Source organism: Pseudomonas sp. EZ-C24, assembly GCF_014525325.1.
Classification (GTDB): Bacteria; Pseudomonadota; Gammaproteobacteria; order Pseudomonadales; family Pseudomonadaceae; genus Aquipseudomonas; species Aquipseudomonas shirazensis.
This window is the reverse complement of sequence record NZ_JACDIU010000012.1, coordinates 313,890-330,834: the sequence shown is the minus strand read 5'-3', so window position 1 is coordinate 330,834 and position 16,945 is coordinate 313,890. Positions and strand designations below refer to the sequence as shown.

Genomic DNA, 16,945 nt, shown 5'->3' with positions numbered 1-16,945 from the left:
TTTCGAAGTATTTTGCGAGAAACTCGTTCAACTTCAAACACTTGACTCGCTTGCGATCTCTCGTAGCGGGAGGCGAATTCTACAGCGTTAAAACCTGCTGTCAACTGCCTTTTTCACCGCTGACGATCTTTCGATCGAAGCCCTTGCAGCACCTCTGAAACTTCTAACTCTTTGAAACTCAAGGAGTTTTCCGTTCCAACTACGCTGGAAGTGGGGCGCATTATAAGGGCTCACAGGAATGCGTCAAGCGTTAATTCATCGCCTGACATCAAAGATCACTCTGCACAGCGTGCTTGCGACAAATCGAGCAACCTGCGCACTATAGTGCGCATCGCGCCCACCACAGGATCCCTGCCGAATCATGAGCACCACGCCCCGCAGCATGGCCACCACGTTGTTCCCGATTGGCCTGCTATTAATAGCCATGGCATCCATCCAGTCAGGCGCATCCCTGGCCAAGGGAATGTTCCCCTTGATCGGCGCCCAGGGCACCACCACCCTGCGCCTGGTTTTTGCCAGCGTGATCATGCTGCTCATCCTGCGCCCATGGCGGGCACGCATGGACAGCAGCAGCTGGCGCAATGTGCTGATCTACGGGATGGCATTGGGCGGGATGAACCTGCTCTTCTATATGTCGCTGCGCACAGTGCCACTGGGCATCGCCGTGGCACTGGAATTCACAGGTCCACTAGCGGTGGCCATTTTTGCCTCGCGCCGCGCCATCGACTTTCTCTGGATTGCGCTGGCAATTGCAGGCTTGCTCTTGCTGATACCAGTTGGGCAAAGTGCAAGCGCTGTTGACCTGGTTGGCGCCAGCTACGCACTTGGTGCCGGCGTGTGCTGGGCGTTGTACATCCTTTATGGGCAAAAGGCCGGCGCCGAGCACGGCGTGCAGACAGCCGCACTCGGTGTCGTGATCGCCGCCTTGTTCGTTGCGCCGATCGGTGTCATTCATGCAGGCACCGCACTCCTCAACCCGGCACTGCTGCCTATCGCCCTCGGCGTGGCAGTGTTATCAACGGCCCTCCCCTACAGCCTGGAGATGGTTGCATTGACCCGAATGCCAGCGCGCACGTTCGGGACTTTGATGAGTATCGAGCCAGCCTTTGGTGCGCTGTCGGGCTTACTATTCCTCGGCGAGAAGCTCACCTCTGGGCAGTGGCTGGCTATCGCTGCGATCATCACCGCTTCTGCTGGAGCCACGCTGACAATGCGCAAGGAACGTACACCGGCGGTCGTCGCCGACTGAATTGAGAAATATTTTCATTTGCCGTGTTTAGCGGTTGTACCGACCCGCAGGCCTGATTAAGCTGTCACAAAATCATAATCTCTACGCTATCTACTGTGCCGAACACGGACGCTGAGGTAAATTCAGGAAGAATCAGGCGAGGACGATGGGAGCAGGCATGCAGTCGCCCCCACATTTAAGGACAGGCATGAAACGTATTTTGCTCATCCTGGCTGTAATGGCCATCGCAGGGTGTGCCGCCACCGCACAGACCGAAGTCAAGCGCGGGAAAAAGGGTTTACACATCAATTGCTCCGGCCTTTCCTCTTCGTGGGAAAAGTGCAATGCCAAGGCGGCCAGTGCGTGCAGCACTCGCGGCTATAGAGTAGTGGCCCGCTCGGGCGATACTGATGAAGAACCGGGTGACTACCTGTTCGGAATCAACCCGGCTGGCTATACCAGCCGCAGCATGATCGTCATCTGCAAGTAATAACGCTGAAGGGTAGCCAAATGGCTGCCCTTTTTACGTTGGAGCGCAGACTCAGACAGCCACCGTACGATCTCGCAACCACTGCAGTGCAGAACCCGCCAGCAGAGGTGCCAGCCGCTCGCAGACATGGGCGTGATACTGGTTGAGCCAGCGCCTTTCCTCATCATTGAGCCGTTCGACCAGCAGGCAACGTATATCGATCGGACATAGGGTCAAAGTCTCGAACGCAAGGAAGTCGCCGAACTCGCTCTTGCCCGCAGCGCGATTGACCACCAGATTTTCGATCCGTACGCCCCACTTGCCTGGGCGATAGGTGCCAGGCTCGATCGAACTGATCATGCCCTCCTGCATCGCCGTTTGCGGCAACGCCTGGGCCTGATAGGCAATGACCTGCGGCCCTTCATGCACATTCATGAAGTAGCCGACGCCGTGGCCAGTGCCATGGCCGTAATCGACCTGATCAGCCCAGAGCGGCGCCCGCGCAATTGCATCCAGCAACGGAGACAAGATGCCGCGCGGGAAACTCGCTCGCGACAACGCGATCATGCCTTTGAGCACGCGAGTGCAATCCTCACGCTGTGCCCGGGTCGGCTGACCTACCGGGACCATCCGGGTAATGTCGGTAGTGCCGCCCAGGTACTGGCCGCCCGAATCGATCAACAGCAGCCCGTCGCCCTTGATTACCGCATGGGACTGCTCGGTAGCACGGTAGTGCGGCATGGCGCCATTGGCATTGAAAGCGGCAATGGTCGAGAAGCTCAGTGAAACATAGCCAGGTCGCTGCGCTCGCGCTGCAGTCAGGCGCTCGTCGATGGTCAACTCGGTGATCTGTTGCTTGCCAAGGTTGGCCTCGAACCAGGCAAAAAATTCGCAGAGCGCCGCCCCGTCCTGCTCCATGACCTGACGAACATGCGCCAGTTCAGCATCGCTCTTGCGCGACTTGCTCAACGACGTCGGGTTGATCTGCTCGAGCAGCTTCACCTGAGCCCCGAGCCGACCAACCAGGCCACAGGTGACCCGAGCCGGATCGATCAACACAGTGCTGCCATCCGTAATCGAGGCGAGCAAGCGCCCTGTCTGGTGGTAGTCCTGCAGCTCGACACCGTCGGCCGTCAGCGCCTGACGCAGTTGGGCATCGACTTTGTTCAGGTCGACGAACAGCACCGCCTGCTGCTGACCAATCCATGCAAATGCGACGAACACCGGGTTATAGGAAACATCACTGCCACGCAGATTGAACAACCAGGCGATATCATCCAGAGTGGCAATGAAATGCCAATCGGCACCTTTGCTGCTCAAGGTGCTGCGCAGCGCGGCCAGTTTTTCCGCTCGGGTGGCTGTGGCCTGGGGCGGCAAGTGCTCGTAGATTGGAGCAGCCGGCAGCGCCGGGCGTGTCCCCCAGACCTGATCAAGCAAATCCTTGTCAGTCACCAACCGTATTCCGTTGGCCTGCAAACTCTGCTGAAGTTGCCGAGACGCGGTCAAGGACAGCACAGCGCCGTCAACGGCAACCGTCGCCTGCGGCTGAAGATTGCTGCCGAGCCAATCGAACGGGCCCGCACTACCTGGCATCAGCTTCATCAATTCTATGCCGCTGCCGGCGAGTTCGTTTGCAGCCTGCTCCCAGTAACGGCTGTCTACCCACAACCCAGCGAAGTCCGCCAGAACCACCAATGTACCCACCGAACCATGAAAACCAGACAGCCACTGACGACCCTGCCAGTGGCCCGGCAGGTACTCGGACAGGTGCGGGTCTGCCGATGGCACCAACAGCGCGTCCACGCCTTCGCTGGCCATGACCTCGCGCACACGGGCGAGACGCGTCGGCACGTTCTGCTGCAACTGGGACTGGCTATTCATGTCATGCACACTCCTGCGATAGCGACTTCATCGGCGATCAAGCCGTTGATAATGGAGCAGCCTCCCGTCACTCGCAATCGGCACAGGTAACAGATGATTAGCGTTGGCTATCAGCGACCGCGCCAACCTCACAATGCAGGCCGCCATCATTACCGCGTACCAGACTTCGCACAGCTTGGTACGCGGCGAAGTTGACACTTCTGGCCTGATGCTGCTGAAGCAGCTCGAGGAATGGCTCATCAGTGAAATAGCCGCAGGCCGCTTGCCACTGTTCACGGGTCTGCCACTGCAAATGTTGCAGGACCCGACAGCCGTCATCGCTGGCTTGAACGCTTACCCTCAGCAACGCCGGCCAGCGCGTGGCCAGTTGCTCGCTGCGCAACACCAGCGCGTTGGCCAGAGCAGCCTGACGGCTAGCCGGCACTTCATATTCGATCATTTGGGTAAACCATAGGGAATGCATCGCAGCGGCCACAGGCTATCTCCTTTATGCAGTACTTGCAGTCATCATGGCCGGCAGGGTAAAACCTCGAGTTAAGTCAAGGTCAAGGATTAATTAGCATGCCTGCCCCCCCTACTAGGGAAGCCGAGCGCCAGCTCAGCGTTGGCCAATTGGCCAGCCGCAGCGGTGTCGCGGTTACCGCCCTGCACTTCTACGAAACCAAGGGGTTGATCCAAAGCAGCCGCAACGCCGGCAATCAACGCCGCTACCCGCGTGCGATGCTGCGCCGGGTGGCGGTGATCAAGATGGCCCAGCGTCTGGGCATCCCGCTAGCCACCATCGCCAAAGCGCTATCCAGCCTGCCGCTGGACCATACCCCGAATGCAGCTGACTGGCAGCGCCTGTCGGCCGGGTGGCGAGACGATCTCAGCCAGCGCATCGCAGAGTTGACTCTGCTGCGCGACCAACTGGACGGCTGCATAGGCTGCGGCTGCATGTCGCTGAAGGAGTGCCCGCTGCGCAACAATCACGATCATCTGGCGCTTGGCGGCCCTGGGCCGCATCCGTCAGAGCCGCTAACAACATTGCTGTAAGTTTCGGTATCGCACCTGCCAGGCAATTCGCATCTATAACTAGTGTTCAACCTGGCACCCGCCGCAGGAGGCAGCATGAGCAAACAAGCACTGATCGTTATCGATATCCAGAAAGACTACTTTCCAGGAGGCAAGTGGTCCCTCGACGGCGCTGATGCGGCCGCCGACAACGCAGCGTTGCTGCTCCATGCAGCGCGCAAGCGCGGCGACCTGATCGTGCATGTTCGCCATGAATTTGCCAGCGCCGACGCGCCATTCTTTGCGCCGGGCTCAGCCGGAGCCGAAATTCACCCCAAGGCTGCTCCCCTCGGTGATGAGCCGTTGCTGCTCAAACAACAGGTCAATGCCTTCCAGGAGACCGGCCTGAAAGAACTGCTTGATGAGCATGCAGTGCAAGCCATGACGATTGTCGGCAGCATGAGCCACATGTGCATCGATGCTGCAGTGCGCGCTGCCGCCGATTTTGGCTACAGCGTCACAGTCGCCCATGATGCGTGCGCCACACGAGCGCTGGAATTCAATGGCCAGGAAGTGCCAGCCGCTCAGGTGCATGCAGCGTTCATGGCCTCACTGGCATTCGCTTACGCAACGGTGCAAAACACTGAAGAATGCCTGGCGACCTACCAGCAGTGAGCTTCAGATCACCACATTGCGCACGAACCGCACGGGCAGCTCGCCGTCATTGCGATAGGCATAGCGGCGGTTGCTGGCAAAGATGTGGAACTGCCCCGTCGCCAACTGCTGGGCCTGACCTTCGATAATCAGCGTCAAGCAACCCTCGGCGATGTAGATCTGCTCGCTCCAGCCTTCGGCATCTGCCTCGCTGGCGTAGGATTCGCCAGGGGCCAGCGTCCACTCCCATAACTCCACCTCGCGCCGCGCCGGGCTACTCCCCAGTAACAAGGCTTTGCTGCCGGGATGCTCGCCGGCCCATGCCAGCTCTTCAATACGGCTCGGATCGCGCTGCTCCGGAGCCTGAATCAACTGGCTGAACGCGACTCCCAAGGCCTCGGCGATCAAGTCCAGGGTGGTCAGGCTGACGTTCTTCTCACCGCCTTCGATGGCTACCAGCATGCGCCGACTGACTCCGGAGCGCTCGGCCAGGGCACTCTGGCTGAGACCCGCCGCGCCACGCAATTGGCGAATGTTCTGACTGACGTGCTGAAGCACGGAAGCGCGGTGCGTCGAGGATTTGTGCACTATATTGCTCATCGGTATGCCTTGCGCAGTATACTGCCCACTTTGCGGCGATTGTGCGCCGCCCCTGTCGAGCGTGCAACCATGAGCCAAGCCCCCAGTCAGTCCAAGACCACTGTCAGTTTCCGCCTGAGCAAGGCAGAGCTGGTGCTGGTGTTCATTACCATGCTGTGGGGCGGCACTTTTCTCATCGTGCACAACGTCATGAGCGTCAGCGGCCCGATGTTCTTTGTCGGCCTGCGCTTCGCTGCGGCAGCCGTGTTCGTGGGCCTGGTCTCCGCAAGAGCATTGGCGGGCCTGACCATGCTCGAACTCAAGGCCGGCGTTTTGATCGGCATCACCATCATGCTCGGTTACGGTTTGCAGACGATGGGCCTGCAGACGATCAACAGCAGCCAGTCGGCATTCATCACCGCGCTCTACGTACCGTTCGTACCACTATTGCAGTGGCTGGTGCTGGGCAGACGCCCCGGTTTGATGCCAAGCATCGGCATTTGCCTGGCATTTGTCGGCCTGATGCTGCTCGCCGGCCCCAGCAGTGCGGGCCTGCACTTCAGTGAAGGCGAACTGCTGACTTTGGTCAGCGCCGTGGCAATAGCCGCAGAGATCATTCTGATCAGCCGCTATGCCGGCCAGGTCGATGTACGCAGGGTGACGGTGGTGCAATTGGCCACTGCCTCGCTGCTGTCATTTGCGATGATCCTGCCGACCAGAGAATCATTGCCTGATTTTTCCTGGCTACTGCTGGCCAGCGCCCTCGGCCTTGGCCTGATGAGCGCAATCATTCAGGTGGCCATGAACTGGGCGCAAAAATCGGTTTCGCCCACTCGTGCAACCCTGATCTATGCGGGCGAACCGGTGTGGGCGGGCGTAGTCGGGCGCCTCGCCGGCGAGCGTCTGCCCGGGATGGCCTTGCTTGGCGGGTTGCTGATCGTGATCGCCGTGGTCGTCAGCGAACTGAAGATCCGCCGCAGTGATCGTTCTCAGCAGGCAAATAACGCGCCAGTGGACGGCGAAACCAGCCAGTAACCGAGAAAAGAACAGCTATGCTTTGTAAAAAGCTGTTATAAAAAAACTGCTTGTCACACCCCATTTGTAGGATTCTGGCACAGCTTGCGTGTTGGTGATCAACCGTTCGGCACGTATTATCCTTACCAAACTCCTCCAGATTAGGTCGCTATGTCATTGATAGTGCTATTGCTTCTGCCCTTCGTTGGCAGTTGCCTGGCGGCCGTCCTGCCGCACAACGCTAGGAACGCCGAGTCGATTCTCGCCGGGCTGGTGGCCCTCATCGGCACGGTTCAGGTAGCGCTGCTCTACCCTCAGATCGCTCACGGCGGAGTAATCCGCGAGGAGTTTCTGTGGCTGCCAAGCCTGGGCTTGAATCTGGTGCTGCGCATGGACGGCTTCGCCTGGCTGTTCTCGCTGCTGGTACTGGGCATAGGCACGCTGGTGTCGCTATATGCGCGCTACTACATGTCGCCGCAAGACCCGGTGCCGCGCTTCTTCGCGTTTTTCCTGGCGTTCATGGGCGCAATGCTCGGGCTGGTGATTTCCGGCAATCTGATCCAGCTGGTGTTCTTCTGGGAACTGACCAGTCTGTTCTCGTTCCTGCTGATCGGTTACTGGCACCACCGCGCTGATGCACGCCGCGGCGCTTATATGGCGCTGATGGTGACCGGCGCCGGGGGCCTGTGCCTGCTAGTGGGTGCCCTGCTGCTCGGCCATGTGGTCGGCAGCTATGACCTGGACAAAGTGCTCGCTGCCGGGGAAACCGTGCGCCAGCATGCGCTGTATCCGGTATTGCTGCCGCTGATACTGATTGGCGCGCTGAGCAAGAGTGCGCAGTTTCCATTCCAGTTCTGGCTGCCCCACGCCATGGCGGCGCCGACTCCGGTTTCGGCGTATCTGCACTCGGCAACCATGGTCAAGGCAGGCGTGTTCCTCATGGCTCGGCTGTGGCCAACCCTGGCTGGCACCGAGGAATGGTTCTGGATTGTCGGCGGCGCGGGTGCCATTACCCTGCTTCTGGGCGCCTTCGCAGCGATGTTTCAAAATGACCTCAAGGGCCTGCTTGCCTACTCGACCATCAGTCACCTGGGCCTGATCACCTTGCTGCTCGGCCTGAACAGCCCGCTGGCGGCGGTCGCAGCAGTGTTCCACATCCTCAACCACGCGACCTTCAAGGCGTCGCTGTTCATGGCCGCGGGCATCATCGACCATGAGAGCGGAACGCGCGATATCCGCCGTCTCAGCGGGTTGATGCGGCTGATCCCTTACACCGCGACCCTGGCCATGGTTGCCAGTGCGTCGATGGCCGGCGTGCCGTTGATGAACGGCTTCTTGTCCAAGGAAATGTTCTTCGCCGAAACGGTGTTCATTTCCTCTACCGCCTGGGTTGAAGCCACGCTGCCAGTCATCGCCACCCTGGCGGGCACCTTCAGCGTTGCCTACGCCCTGCGCTTTACCGTAGACGTATTCTTCGGCCCACCTGCCCAGGACCTGCCGCATACCCCCCACGAACCACCGCGCTGGATGCGGGCACCGGTCGAGCTGCTGGTGCTGACCTGCCTGGTGGTGGGGATCTTCCCGGCCCAATCGGTCGGCCCCCTGCTCGCCGCAGCGGCGCTACCGGTGGTCGGCGGCACGCTGCCCGAGTACAGCCTGGCCATCTGGCACGGCTGGAATGCGCCACTGATCATGAGCCTGGTGGCCATGTGCGGTGGCGTGGTGCTGTACCTGCTGTTGCGCAAGCAACTGCGCCTAGGCAGGTTTCCGTATCCGCCACTGATCGAACGCTTCAATGGCAAGCGCCTGTTCGAACATGGGCTGGTCCGGTTGATGCTGATCGCGCGTCACGTGGAGGCAGCGCTGACTACCCGACGCTTGCAGAAACAACTGTTCATGCTCGTGCTGGCGGCGTTTATCGCTGGCCTGACGCCGCTGCTGTATAGCGGCCTGAGCTGGGGTGATCGACCCAAGATACCTGGCTCCGGGGTGTTTGTAGCCTTGTGGCTGATTGCTATTGCCTGCGCCATCGGGGCTGCCTGGCAGGCCAAATATCATCGTCTGGCGGCACTGACCATGGTCAGCGTCTGCGGCCTGATGACCTGCATCACCTTTGTCTGGTTCTCCGCGCCTGACCTGGCCCTGACTCAGTTGGCGGTTGAAGTCGTTACCACGGTACTGATCCTGCTCGGTCTGCGCTGGCTGCCACGCCGTATCGAAGGTGTCTCACCTCTGCCCGGCAGTCTGGAACGAGCACGCTTGCGCCGCCTGCGTGACCTGCTGTTGGCCGTGTTGGTCGGTGGCGGAATGGCTCTGCTGTCCTACTCGATGCTGACCCGGCCTACGCCCAACGATATCTCCTCATTCTACTTGAGCCGTGCACTACCCCAGGGCGGCGGGACCAATGTGGTCAACGTGATGCTGGTGGACTTCCGCGGCTTCGATACCCTCGGCGAGATCACCGTGCTGGTTGCCGTGGCGTTGACCGTATTCGCCCTGCTGCGCCGCTTCCGCCCACCCAAGGAAAGCATGCAACTGCCGGCGCAGCAGCGCCAGCTGGCCCCGGATGTGGTTACCGACCTGATCAATCCGCGGCATGCCACCGACACGGCAATGGGCTTCATGATGGTGCCCGCGGCGTTGGTGCGGCTGTTGCTGCCGGTGGCCCTGATGGTGTCGATGTACCTGTTCATGCGCGGTCACAACCAACCTGGGGGTGGCTTCGTCGCCGGCCTGGTGATGTCGGTGGCGTTCATCCTGCAGTACATGGTGGCGGGCACCCAATGGGTGGAGGCGCAGATGAGCCTGCGGCCGCTGCGCTGGATGGGTACCGGCCTGCTCTGCGCAACGCTTACCGGCGCTGGCGCGATGCTGCTGGGTTATCCGTTCCTGACCACCCATACCGCGCACCTGCACCTGCCGTTGCTGGGTGACGTGCACGTGGCCAGTGCACTGTTCTTCGACATCGGCGTTTACAGCGTGGTGGTAGGTTCGACCTTGCTGATTCTGACGGCCTTGGCCCACCAATCAGTGCGCGCCTATCGCCCAGGCAGCGCACAGAAATCCAGCCAGACAGGAGCCGCCTGATGGAAGAAGTAATTGCAGTAGCCATCGGTGTCTTGGCCGCGTCCGGGGTCTGGCTGATCCTGCGGCCACGTACCTATCAGGTGATCATGGGGCTGTGCCTGCTGTCCTACGGGGTCAACCTGTTCATCTTCAGCATGGGCAGCCTGTTCATCGGCAAGGAGCCGATCATCAAGGAAGGCGTGACGCAAGACTTGCTGCACTACACAGACCCATTGCCACAAGCATTGGTGTTGACCGCGATCGTCATCAGCTTTGCCATGACCGCGTTGTTCCTGGTTGTGCTGCTGGCCTCGCGCGGGCTGACCGGCACTGACCACGTCGATGGCCGGGAGCGTGAAGAATGAGCTGGATGAATCAATTGATCGTCGCACCAATCCTGTTGCCGCTGGTGACAGCAGCGATAATGTTGCTGCTGGGTGAGAAACATCGCCGGATCAAGGCCCACCTCAACCTGCTGTCGAGCATCATCGGCCTGGCGATTGCGCTGACCCTGCTGAACTGGGTGCGCAGCCAAGGCCAGGCCGAGTCGATCGGTGTCTATTTGCCCGGTAACTGGTCAGCCCCATTTGGCATCGTACTGGTGGTCGACCACCTCTCGGCATTGATGCTAAGCCTGACCGGCGTGATCGGCGTCAGCGCCCTGCTGTTCGCCCGGGCGCGCTGGGACGGCGCCGGGGCGAGTTTTCATGCGTTGTTCCAGATCCAGCTGATGGGCCTGTACGGCGCATTCCTCACCGCCGACCTGTTCAACCTGTTCGTCTTCTTCGAGGTGCTGCTGGCAGCGTCGTATGGCCTGCTCCTGCACGGTTCAGGTCGGGCTCGAGTCAAAGCCGGCTTGCACTACATCGCCATCAACCTGTTCGCCTCTTCGCTGTTTCTGGTCGGTGCAGCCATGCTCTATGGTGTCACCGGCACGCTGAACATGGCCGACCTGGCCTTGAAGATCCCGCTGGTACCTGAGGCTGATCGTGGCCTGCTGCACGCCGGCGCAGCCATTCTGGCGATGGCCTTCCTGGCCAAGGCAGGGATCTGGCCGCTGAATTTCTGGCTGGTACCGGCCTACTCCTCGGCGAGCGCACCGGTTGCCGCGCTATTCGCAATCATGACCAAGGTCGGCCTGTACGCCGTGCTGCGGCTGTGGACGTTGCTGTTTTCCGGGCAAGCCGGCGCGTCGGCGCACTTTGGCGGCGAATGGCTGGTCTACGGCGGCCTGGCAACCCTGGCGGTCGCCGCCGTGTCGATTCTGGCCGCACAGCGCCTGGAGCGCATGGCAGCGCTGAGCATTCTGGTTTCAGCCGGCACCTTGATGGCAGCGATAGGTTTCGGCCAGCCAATTCTGACCGGCAGCGCGCTGTTCTATTTGGTCAGCTCGACCCTGGCCCTGTGCGCGTTGTTCCTGCTGGCGGAATTGATCGAGCGCTCGCGCTCGGCCAACGAGACGCCGCTGGATGATGACGAAGGCCTGTCGCCGCCTCTGCTGGAGTCTCTGCATCCACCCAAGGGCATCAACCTGGACGATCAGCAGAAGGCGGTAATCGGTCAGATCATTCCGTGGACCATGGCATTCCTGGGTTTGAGCTTTATTGCCTGCGCGCTGTTGATCATCGGCATGCCGCCGCTGTCGGGCTTTATCGGCAAGCTGAGCCTGATCAGCGCGCTGTTCAACCCGCTGGGCTTGGGCGTTGCGCCGGAGCAGCCACTGTCGGCGGCCGGCTGGTGCCTGGTCGCGTTACTGGTGCTTTCCGGCATGGCGTCACTGATCGCCTTTGGCCGGGTTGGCATCCAGCGCTTCTGGAAGCCCGAAGAGCGCCCTTCGCCGCTGCTGCGCCGCTACGAGTGCCTGCCGATCGCTATTCTGCTCGGCCTGTGCCTGTTCCTAAGCGTCAGGGCCGAACCGCTGCTGCGCTATACCCAGGACACCGCTGCAAGCCTGCAGGCACCGCAAGCCTACATCGAGGCAGTAATGAGCTCGATGCCGATTCCTGGCCCAACCTCCTTCAACACCGAGGAACAGCCATGAACCGTCTGTTACCAGCTCCGCTACTGTCCATTGCGCTGTTCGCGTTGTGGCTGTTGCTGAATCTCTCGGTCAGCCCAGGCAATCTTCTGCTCGGCGCCTTGCTGGCGATTCTCGCCCCCATCCTGCTGGCCCCACTGCGCCCGCAACATGCGCACGTGAAACGGCCGTGGGTGGTTGCCAAACTGATCGGCCGTGTTGGCCTGGATGTCATCACCTCCAACCTGCACGTTGCCCGCAGCGTACTGTCGGCAAAGCGCCGGCCGCCACGATCGGCATTCGTCCACATTCCACTGGCACTGCGCGATGTACACGGCCTGGCCGCTCTGTCGATGATCACTACGGTGGTGCCCGGCACGGTCTGGTCAGAACTTGCCCTGGACCGCAGCATGCTGCTGCTGCACGTGTTCGATCTGCGTGATGAGGCGCAGTTCATCGAACACTTCAAGCACACCTATGAACGCCCGCTGATGGAGATATTCGAATGACAGGCCTGCTCGCCAACGCCATTCTCGCCAGCTTGTTCATCTTCACCATCGCCATGGCGCTGGCCTTGGTCAGGTTGTTCCGCGGCCCTTCCGCTCAGGACCGGGTCCTGGCGCTGGATTACCTGTACATCCTGGCCATGTTGATGATGCTCGTACTGGGCATTCGCTATGCCAGCGATACCTATTTCGAAGGCGCACTGCTGATTGCCTTGTTCGGCTTCGTAGGCTCATTCGCCCTGGCCAAATTCCTCCTGCGCGGTGAGGTAATAGAATGACCGAAGCTCTGCAACTGCCGTTCTGGCTCGAACTCACGACCGCAGCATTACTGCTGATCGGCAGCCTGTTCGCGCTGATTGGTGCGATCGGCCTGGTGCGGCTGAAAGACTACTTCCAACGCATGCACCCGCCTGCACTGGCTTCAACTATCGGCGCCTGGTGCGTGAGCCTGGCATCGATCCTGTATTTTTCATGGTTGAAGCAGGGGCCAATCGTGCATGCCTGGCTGATCCCGATTCTGCTGTCGATAACCGTGCCGGTTACCACCTTGCTACTGGCCCGCGCAGCGCTGTTTCGTAAACGTGCGGCAGGCGAAGACGTACCTGCTGAAATCAGCGGCGGCAATAACCAGGGCAATTGAGATACCCGCCAAGCCAGCCTGGGCTTAGCGATTCAAGCGCTGCAGTTCGCGCCGGACCATTGCAGCCAAGGGCGCGGGCGTAATCTCATACAACTGGCCGGCAACCCAACTCAGCCAGGCGCTGCCCATCACTACGCGCTGGGCCAGCAGCCGCTCGGCATGCGCCTGCGCCTGTGATTCGAACTGGCGGTGAAACTCCGCCCGTCCCTGGGCAGACAAGGTATCGTCACTCACTCACTGGCCTTGAATGTGGTCAGCTCGCCCTTGCGCCACTTGGCGACCTTGCCGGTCACAGCCTTGAGCAGCTTGCCCAGGCCTTCCTGCACTTGTTGCTGGGCGGCAAAGACCAACATCACGCCCTGGCCGTTACGAAACACGATGCCCTCACCTTCCGCCACCTTGACGAAGGCATAGTCGCCGCCGTAGATATTCAGCTTGATCTCGCGAAAACGCAGCTCCAGCTTGCCACCTTCGCGACTGGGCAGAACTGCGGCGCGGAAGTGATCGCCTACCTTCAACTCAAGCCGCTGTTTGTCATCCACCACCAATGAGCTGTCGGTGTCGATTTCGGCCATGTACAAACCGTCGGGGCTTTGCTCGGTGACATAAACGAAACGCCCGTGAAACAACTGGGCCAACTTGCCACGCAAGTCGCCCAATGCAAATAACGCATGGGTATCAAGAGTACTGACTGCCAATCTCAAATCCTCAAACAGGGTTACAAGCGCCACACCCGAATTGATCGGCGGCGCAGCCATTTCAGATCGCTGCTGAAAGACTAATGAAATAGAGCACGAGCGGCCCGTACATAACGACTACGCAGCAGGCAGGATTTTTAACCCCGCTGTGCCAGCCAGATCCGCACATCGCATTTCGGCAATTTTCCCACAACGCAGGCGTAAATGCTGACTTCAACACTGCCGGTAGACATGCAATAGATAGCGACAGGTCCCAGGCCTGACGGCCCAAGGCAACCCTCTGCGCGTTACACGGGAGAAATATGCACGAAAATACTGAAATCCGTCGAGGCCCAAGCGACATTTATTGCCTGACCAGCGCTGCAGACCGACCCAGATTTCGGGTCGTGGCTGCCGGCATCGCCTTTTTTCACGTAACCGACAGCGCTACCGGCCGGGTAAGAGGTTTTCGGCGCCGGCACAGCGATGCGTGTGAACTGGCGCGCTTTCTGGAGAGCTGAAAAGGCTTTCAGGCTGCCTGTGTTCGGCCGAGCTGGGCCTGCCAGGCAGCTCGACATTCCAGCGCCTCACGGCGACTGGCAAAGGCGGTACCACGACGTTCGCCATTCACCAGCACAACCCAGCAGACCCGCAGGCCACGCGCCTGCAATGCTGCCGGCACACCGGAGCCGATCATCACTGCGACATCGATCTGGCTATTCATCATCCCCTCCGGAATTTAATTAGCAACCTAACGATGTAGTCATGATACGCATCAACCGAAACTACAAACAGCGCGGCCCTGGTACATCTGTATTGCATCAGCGGCAATAAACTCCGTTCAGTTCATACCAGGCTCGGGCTTGTAGCCCAGACGCAGGCCGCCCCAGTGTCTACCGTTGATGAACAGCGGCACCGACAGGTCATGCATGAGTTCACCGGTATCGCGGCTGTAGGTTTGCAACAGCAACCGCTGCTGATGGTTGCCACAGCGGATACCGGTGCGGTCGTCAAACTTGCGCTTGCTGCGGTTGTGCGCGGTGTCATGCAGCGGGTCGCCGGTCAAGGGCAGGTTGAACGCCGCGTTGTGCGTCGGTACATAGCCCTCGCCAGTGCAGGCAATCGCGTAGACCAGCCCCTCATGCTGGGCCAGCAGCGGCTCCTGCAATTGCGGCAGCACCGCATCGGTGTACTGGTCAAAGCGGGTGGTGAAGCGCGGCGGCTGCATGTTCGGGATGGGTTGGTAGCGCCGATCGAACAGCGCCTCTTCGCTAATCAGACCTTGCTCGATATCCTGCTCAAAGCGGGCAGCGATACTCCTCGCGCCCTGCTCGGCAAGCGCAAAAATGCGCTGGTGATAGTCATCCAGGCCAACTTCAGCCAGCCGCTCGCTAAGCGCCTCCGCTTGTCGTTCCATGTGCACCGCTGCCTGGGCAAGACTGCGCGTTTGCCCATCGCTGAGCTCCAGATCAGTGCGCACCTGCCCAACCGCCTGGAACAGGTTATCCAGTTGTTGCTGGTTGATCTGGGTGCCCTCGGCGATCTCGTCAACCTGCATCTCCACAGAGGCCGCCAGCTTGGCGATCAAGGTCAATTGCTCGCCTGTTTGCTCGACCTGAACCAGGTCAGCACTCAAATCCCCGGCCAGACTACGAATCTGCTCGACCACCTCAGCGGTGCGGGCCTGAATATCGGCGACCATCGCGCCCACTTCGCCGGTAGCGGCTGCGGTTCGCCCGGCCAGGCCGCGCACTTCATCGGCAACCACTGCAAAACCACGCCCGTGCTCGCCTGCCCTGGCCGCCTCGATCGCCGCGTTGAGCGCGAGCAGGTTGGTCTGGCTGGCGATGGCCTGGATCACCAAGGTGACCCGAGCGATATCTTCGCTGCGCTGGTGCAGGGCTTCGATCAACTCGCGGCTGGCCGTGGCCCGGGCGCTTAACTGGTGCATGCGCTGGATCGACTCGGCCAGTACCTGCTGCCCTGCCGCGCTGCTGGAATGTGCTGAACGGGCCGCCTGCAACGCCTGCTGGCTGAGCTGAGAGGTGGCTTTCTCGGTACCGATCATGATCTGTGCACTGTCAACGATCTGATCGGCGGCGCCCAGCTGTGACTGCAACCGAGTGGCCAACTGTTGTACCGAAAAAGCCATGGAGGCGGCAGACAAGGCGTTACGGCTGGTGCTGCGCGCCAAGGTTTGGGTCAGCTCATCGTGCGCCGGTGAAGACCGCTCGGCGCTTCCTGGCTGGGCCGCCTTGCGTCGCCAGCCCGGTAACCAGAGCACCAACAATGCCAGCGGCAGGGCCAGATAGAACGCCAACTGAGCAAACGCCATGGCGGCCAGCACGGCAGCCAGCGCTGCCCCCTGCAACACGGCAATTGCTGGCAGTACCAGGCGTTTTGCGGGTTGCGGCATGTCACAGGTGGGCACAGATCCGTCACGCATCATGTTGAGGGTCCATCCTCTAGTGCATTATTGCCCCCCATTAAACGCCACTATAACGCCACTATCTATACTTCCTTCGGCTTAACGGGCACAGACTTGATGCAGAGCAACCATCAAGGCGCCCCGCAACCAAGGTAGCGCAGAACAAATGCAAAAAGCCCCAGGGATCGCTCCGTGGGGCCATGCATGCTGCGATCGATCAGATCTGGCGCTGGTGGCGACCGATCTGTTCGTGGCGCTCTTGCGCTTCGATGCAGTACTTGGTGGTCGGGCTGATCAGCAGACGCTGCAGGCCAATCGCCTCGCCGCTGTCTTCGCACCAGCCAAAATCACCGTCGCCAATACGACCGAGGGCCATCTCCAGCTGCGGCAGCAGGCGCTGATCGCGCTCGATACCGTTGACCAGCCAGTGACGCTCTTCCTCGACCGACGCCACGTCGGCAGGATCCGAAGGGGTATCCAGGCTCTCGATGGTGATGCGGCTCTGTTCGATGCGCTCGTGGGTTTCTACCTTCATCGCTTGCAGCAGCTGGGTGAAGAACTCCAGCTGAGCAGCGTTCATGTAGTCATCGGCCGACATGGCCAGCAACTGTTCCTTGGTCATCGATTTCTCTATGAAAAAATGTGCATTGGGCGATTCGGGTGTCGCTCAGGCCAGTGCCTGCGCAACAGAATTCTTCAAGCGCCAACCGGCACTCTTTTACAGGGGGCGGCAGTCTAAGGCGCCAAGGCGCAACGGGCAACAGGGATTACCGGGCAATTGTCTGAAATGATG

Annotated in this window: 19 protein-coding genes; 11 read left to right on the top strand and 8 right to left on the bottom strand. The window is 60.4% G+C overall.

The features are described from left to right. Positions 1 to 361: 361 nt before the first annotated feature. Positions 362 to 1,249: a threonine/homoserine exporter RhtA gene (gene rhtA / locus IDM28_RS08260; protein ID WP_188035688.1), complete on the top strand. Its 888-nt coding sequence runs from the start codon at positions 362 to 364 to the stop codon at positions 1,247 to 1,249. Between the two features lie 187 nt (positions 1,250 to 1,436). Beyond that, positions 1,437 to 1,718, top strand: a complete 282-nt coding sequence (locus IDM28_RS08255) for a hypothetical protein (RefSeq protein WP_101318332.1) — start codon at positions 1,437 to 1,439, stop codon at positions 1,716 to 1,718. 51 nt (positions 1,719 to 1,769) lie between these two features. Here the strand turns inward: IDM28_RS08255 and IDM28_RS08250 are convergent, their stop codons facing one another. Together IDM28_RS08250 and IDM28_RS08245 are read right to left on the bottom strand one after the other, a co-directional pair. Then, the gene (locus IDM28_RS08250; protein ID WP_188035687.1) at positions 1,770 to 3,578 is read right to left on the bottom strand and encodes an aminopeptidase P family protein; all 1,809 of its coding nucleotides are present in this window, start codon (positions 3,576 to 3,578) and stop codon (positions 1,770 to 1,772) included. A 97-nt stretch (positions 3,579 to 3,675) separates the two neighbouring features. Beyond that, the gene (locus tag IDM28_RS08245; protein ID WP_262500026.1) at positions 3,676 to 4,017 is read right to left on the bottom strand and encodes an antibiotic biosynthesis monooxygenase; all 342 of its coding nucleotides are present in this window, start codon (positions 4,015 to 4,017) and stop codon (positions 3,676 to 3,678) included. Between the two features lie 122 nt (positions 4,018 to 4,139). On the opposite strand from IDM28_RS08245, the gene soxR reads away from it, so the two are divergent. Both soxR and IDM28_RS08235 read left to right on the top strand, forming a co-directional pair. After that, positions 4,140 to 4,613 (top strand): redox-sensitive transcriptional activator SoxR, encoded by a 474-nt coding sequence (soxR, locus tag IDM28_RS08240; protein WP_150569649.1) that lies wholly within the window; start codon positions 4,140 to 4,142, stop codon positions 4,611 to 4,613. Positions 4,614 to 4,688: 75 nt separating this feature from the next. Then, a complete protein-coding gene (locus IDM28_RS08235; RefSeq protein WP_188035685.1) occupies positions 4,689 to 5,246 on the top strand; it encodes a cysteine hydrolase family protein in 558 nt (185 codons plus the stop codon). Between the two features lie 3 nt (positions 5,247 to 5,249). On the opposite strand, the gene IDM28_RS08230 is transcribed toward IDM28_RS08235, so the two are convergent. Continuing rightward, positions 5,250 to 5,813 (bottom strand): helix-turn-helix domain-containing protein, encoded by a 564-nt coding sequence (locus IDM28_RS08230; protein ID WP_150569826.1) that lies wholly within the window; start codon positions 5,811 to 5,813, stop codon positions 5,250 to 5,252. 81 nt (positions 5,814 to 5,894) lie between these two features. Between IDM28_RS08230 and IDM28_RS08225 the strand changes: the two genes are divergently transcribed. The 7 genes from IDM28_RS08225 (at position 5,895) to IDM28_RS08195 (ending at position 13,047) form a co-directional block, all read left to right on the top strand. Then, positions 5,895 to 6,839: a DMT family transporter gene (locus tag IDM28_RS08225; protein WP_150573052.1), complete on the top strand. Its 945-nt coding sequence runs from the start codon at positions 5,895 to 5,897 to the stop codon at positions 6,837 to 6,839. 150 nt (positions 6,840 to 6,989) lie between these two features. Continuing rightward, positions 6,990 to 9,905, top strand: coding sequence for a monovalent cation/H+ antiporter subunit A (locus IDM28_RS08220; RefSeq protein ID WP_150569652.1), 2,916 nt, complete (start codon positions 6,990 to 6,992; stop codon positions 9,903 to 9,905). Beyond that, positions 9,905 to 10,249, top strand: a complete 345-nt coding sequence (locus tag IDM28_RS08215; RefSeq protein ID WP_043213881.1) for a Na+/H+ antiporter subunit C — start codon at positions 9,905 to 9,907, stop codon at positions 10,247 to 10,249. The genes IDM28_RS08220 and IDM28_RS08215 overlap by 1 nt, the downstream gene beginning before the upstream one ends. Then, on the top strand, positions 10,246 to 11,925 hold the full coding sequence (locus tag IDM28_RS08210) for a monovalent cation/H+ antiporter subunit D (RefSeq protein WP_150569653.1): 1,680 nt from the start codon (positions 10,246 to 10,248) through the stop codon (positions 11,923 to 11,925). Before IDM28_RS08215 ends, IDM28_RS08210 begins: the two co-directional genes overlap by 4 nt. Next, positions 11,922 to 12,410: a Na+/H+ antiporter subunit E gene (locus IDM28_RS08205; protein WP_150569654.1), complete on the top strand. Its 489-nt coding sequence runs from the start codon at positions 11,922 to 11,924 to the stop codon at positions 12,408 to 12,410. Before IDM28_RS08210 ends, IDM28_RS08205 begins: the two co-directional genes overlap by 4 nt. Further along, positions 12,407 to 12,685: a K+/H+ antiporter subunit F gene (locus IDM28_RS08200; protein WP_101318314.1), complete on the top strand. Its 279-nt coding sequence runs from the start codon at positions 12,407 to 12,409 to the stop codon at positions 12,683 to 12,685. Before IDM28_RS08205 ends, IDM28_RS08200 begins: the two co-directional genes overlap by 4 nt. Then, on the top strand, positions 12,682 to 13,047 hold the full coding sequence (locus IDM28_RS08195) for a Na+/H+ antiporter subunit G (RefSeq protein ID WP_101318312.1): 366 nt from the start codon (positions 12,682 to 12,684) through the stop codon (positions 13,045 to 13,047). Before IDM28_RS08200 ends, IDM28_RS08195 begins: the two co-directional genes overlap by 4 nt. A 24-nt stretch (positions 13,048 to 13,071) precedes the next feature. Here IDM28_RS08195 and IDM28_RS08190 read toward each other — a convergent pair whose 3' ends face one another. The 5 genes from IDM28_RS08190 to IDM28_RS08170 all read right to left on the bottom strand — a co-directional run bounded on the left by IDM28_RS08190 (position 13,072) and on the right by IDM28_RS08170 (position 16,774). Beyond that, a complete protein-coding gene (locus IDM28_RS08190; protein WP_188035684.1) occupies positions 13,072 to 13,281 on the bottom strand; it encodes a hypothetical protein in 210 nt (69 codons plus the stop codon). Then, positions 13,278 to 13,745, bottom strand: a complete 468-nt coding sequence (locus tag IDM28_RS08185) for a hypothetical protein (RefSeq protein ID WP_150569657.1) — start codon at positions 13,743 to 13,745, stop codon at positions 13,278 to 13,280. Before IDM28_RS08185 ends, IDM28_RS08190 begins: the two co-directional genes overlap by 4 nt. A gap of 508 nt (positions 13,746 to 14,253) precedes the next feature. Beyond that, positions 14,254 to 14,448: a hypothetical protein gene (locus IDM28_RS08180; protein ID WP_150569658.1), complete on the bottom strand. Its 195-nt coding sequence runs from the start codon at positions 14,446 to 14,448 to the stop codon at positions 14,254 to 14,256. A 117-nt stretch (positions 14,449 to 14,565) separates the two neighbouring features. Further along, positions 14,566 to 15,792 (bottom strand): methyl-accepting chemotaxis protein, encoded by a 1,227-nt coding sequence (locus tag IDM28_RS08175; RefSeq protein ID WP_410524657.1) that lies wholly within the window; start codon positions 15,790 to 15,792, stop codon positions 14,566 to 14,568. A 577-nt stretch (positions 15,793 to 16,369) separates the two neighbouring features. Further along, a complete protein-coding gene (locus IDM28_RS08170; protein ID WP_101318304.1) occupies positions 16,370 to 16,774 on the bottom strand; it encodes a TraR/DksA family transcriptional regulator in 405 nt (134 codons plus the stop codon). Between the last annotated feature and the right edge of the window lie 171 nt (positions 16,775 to 16,945).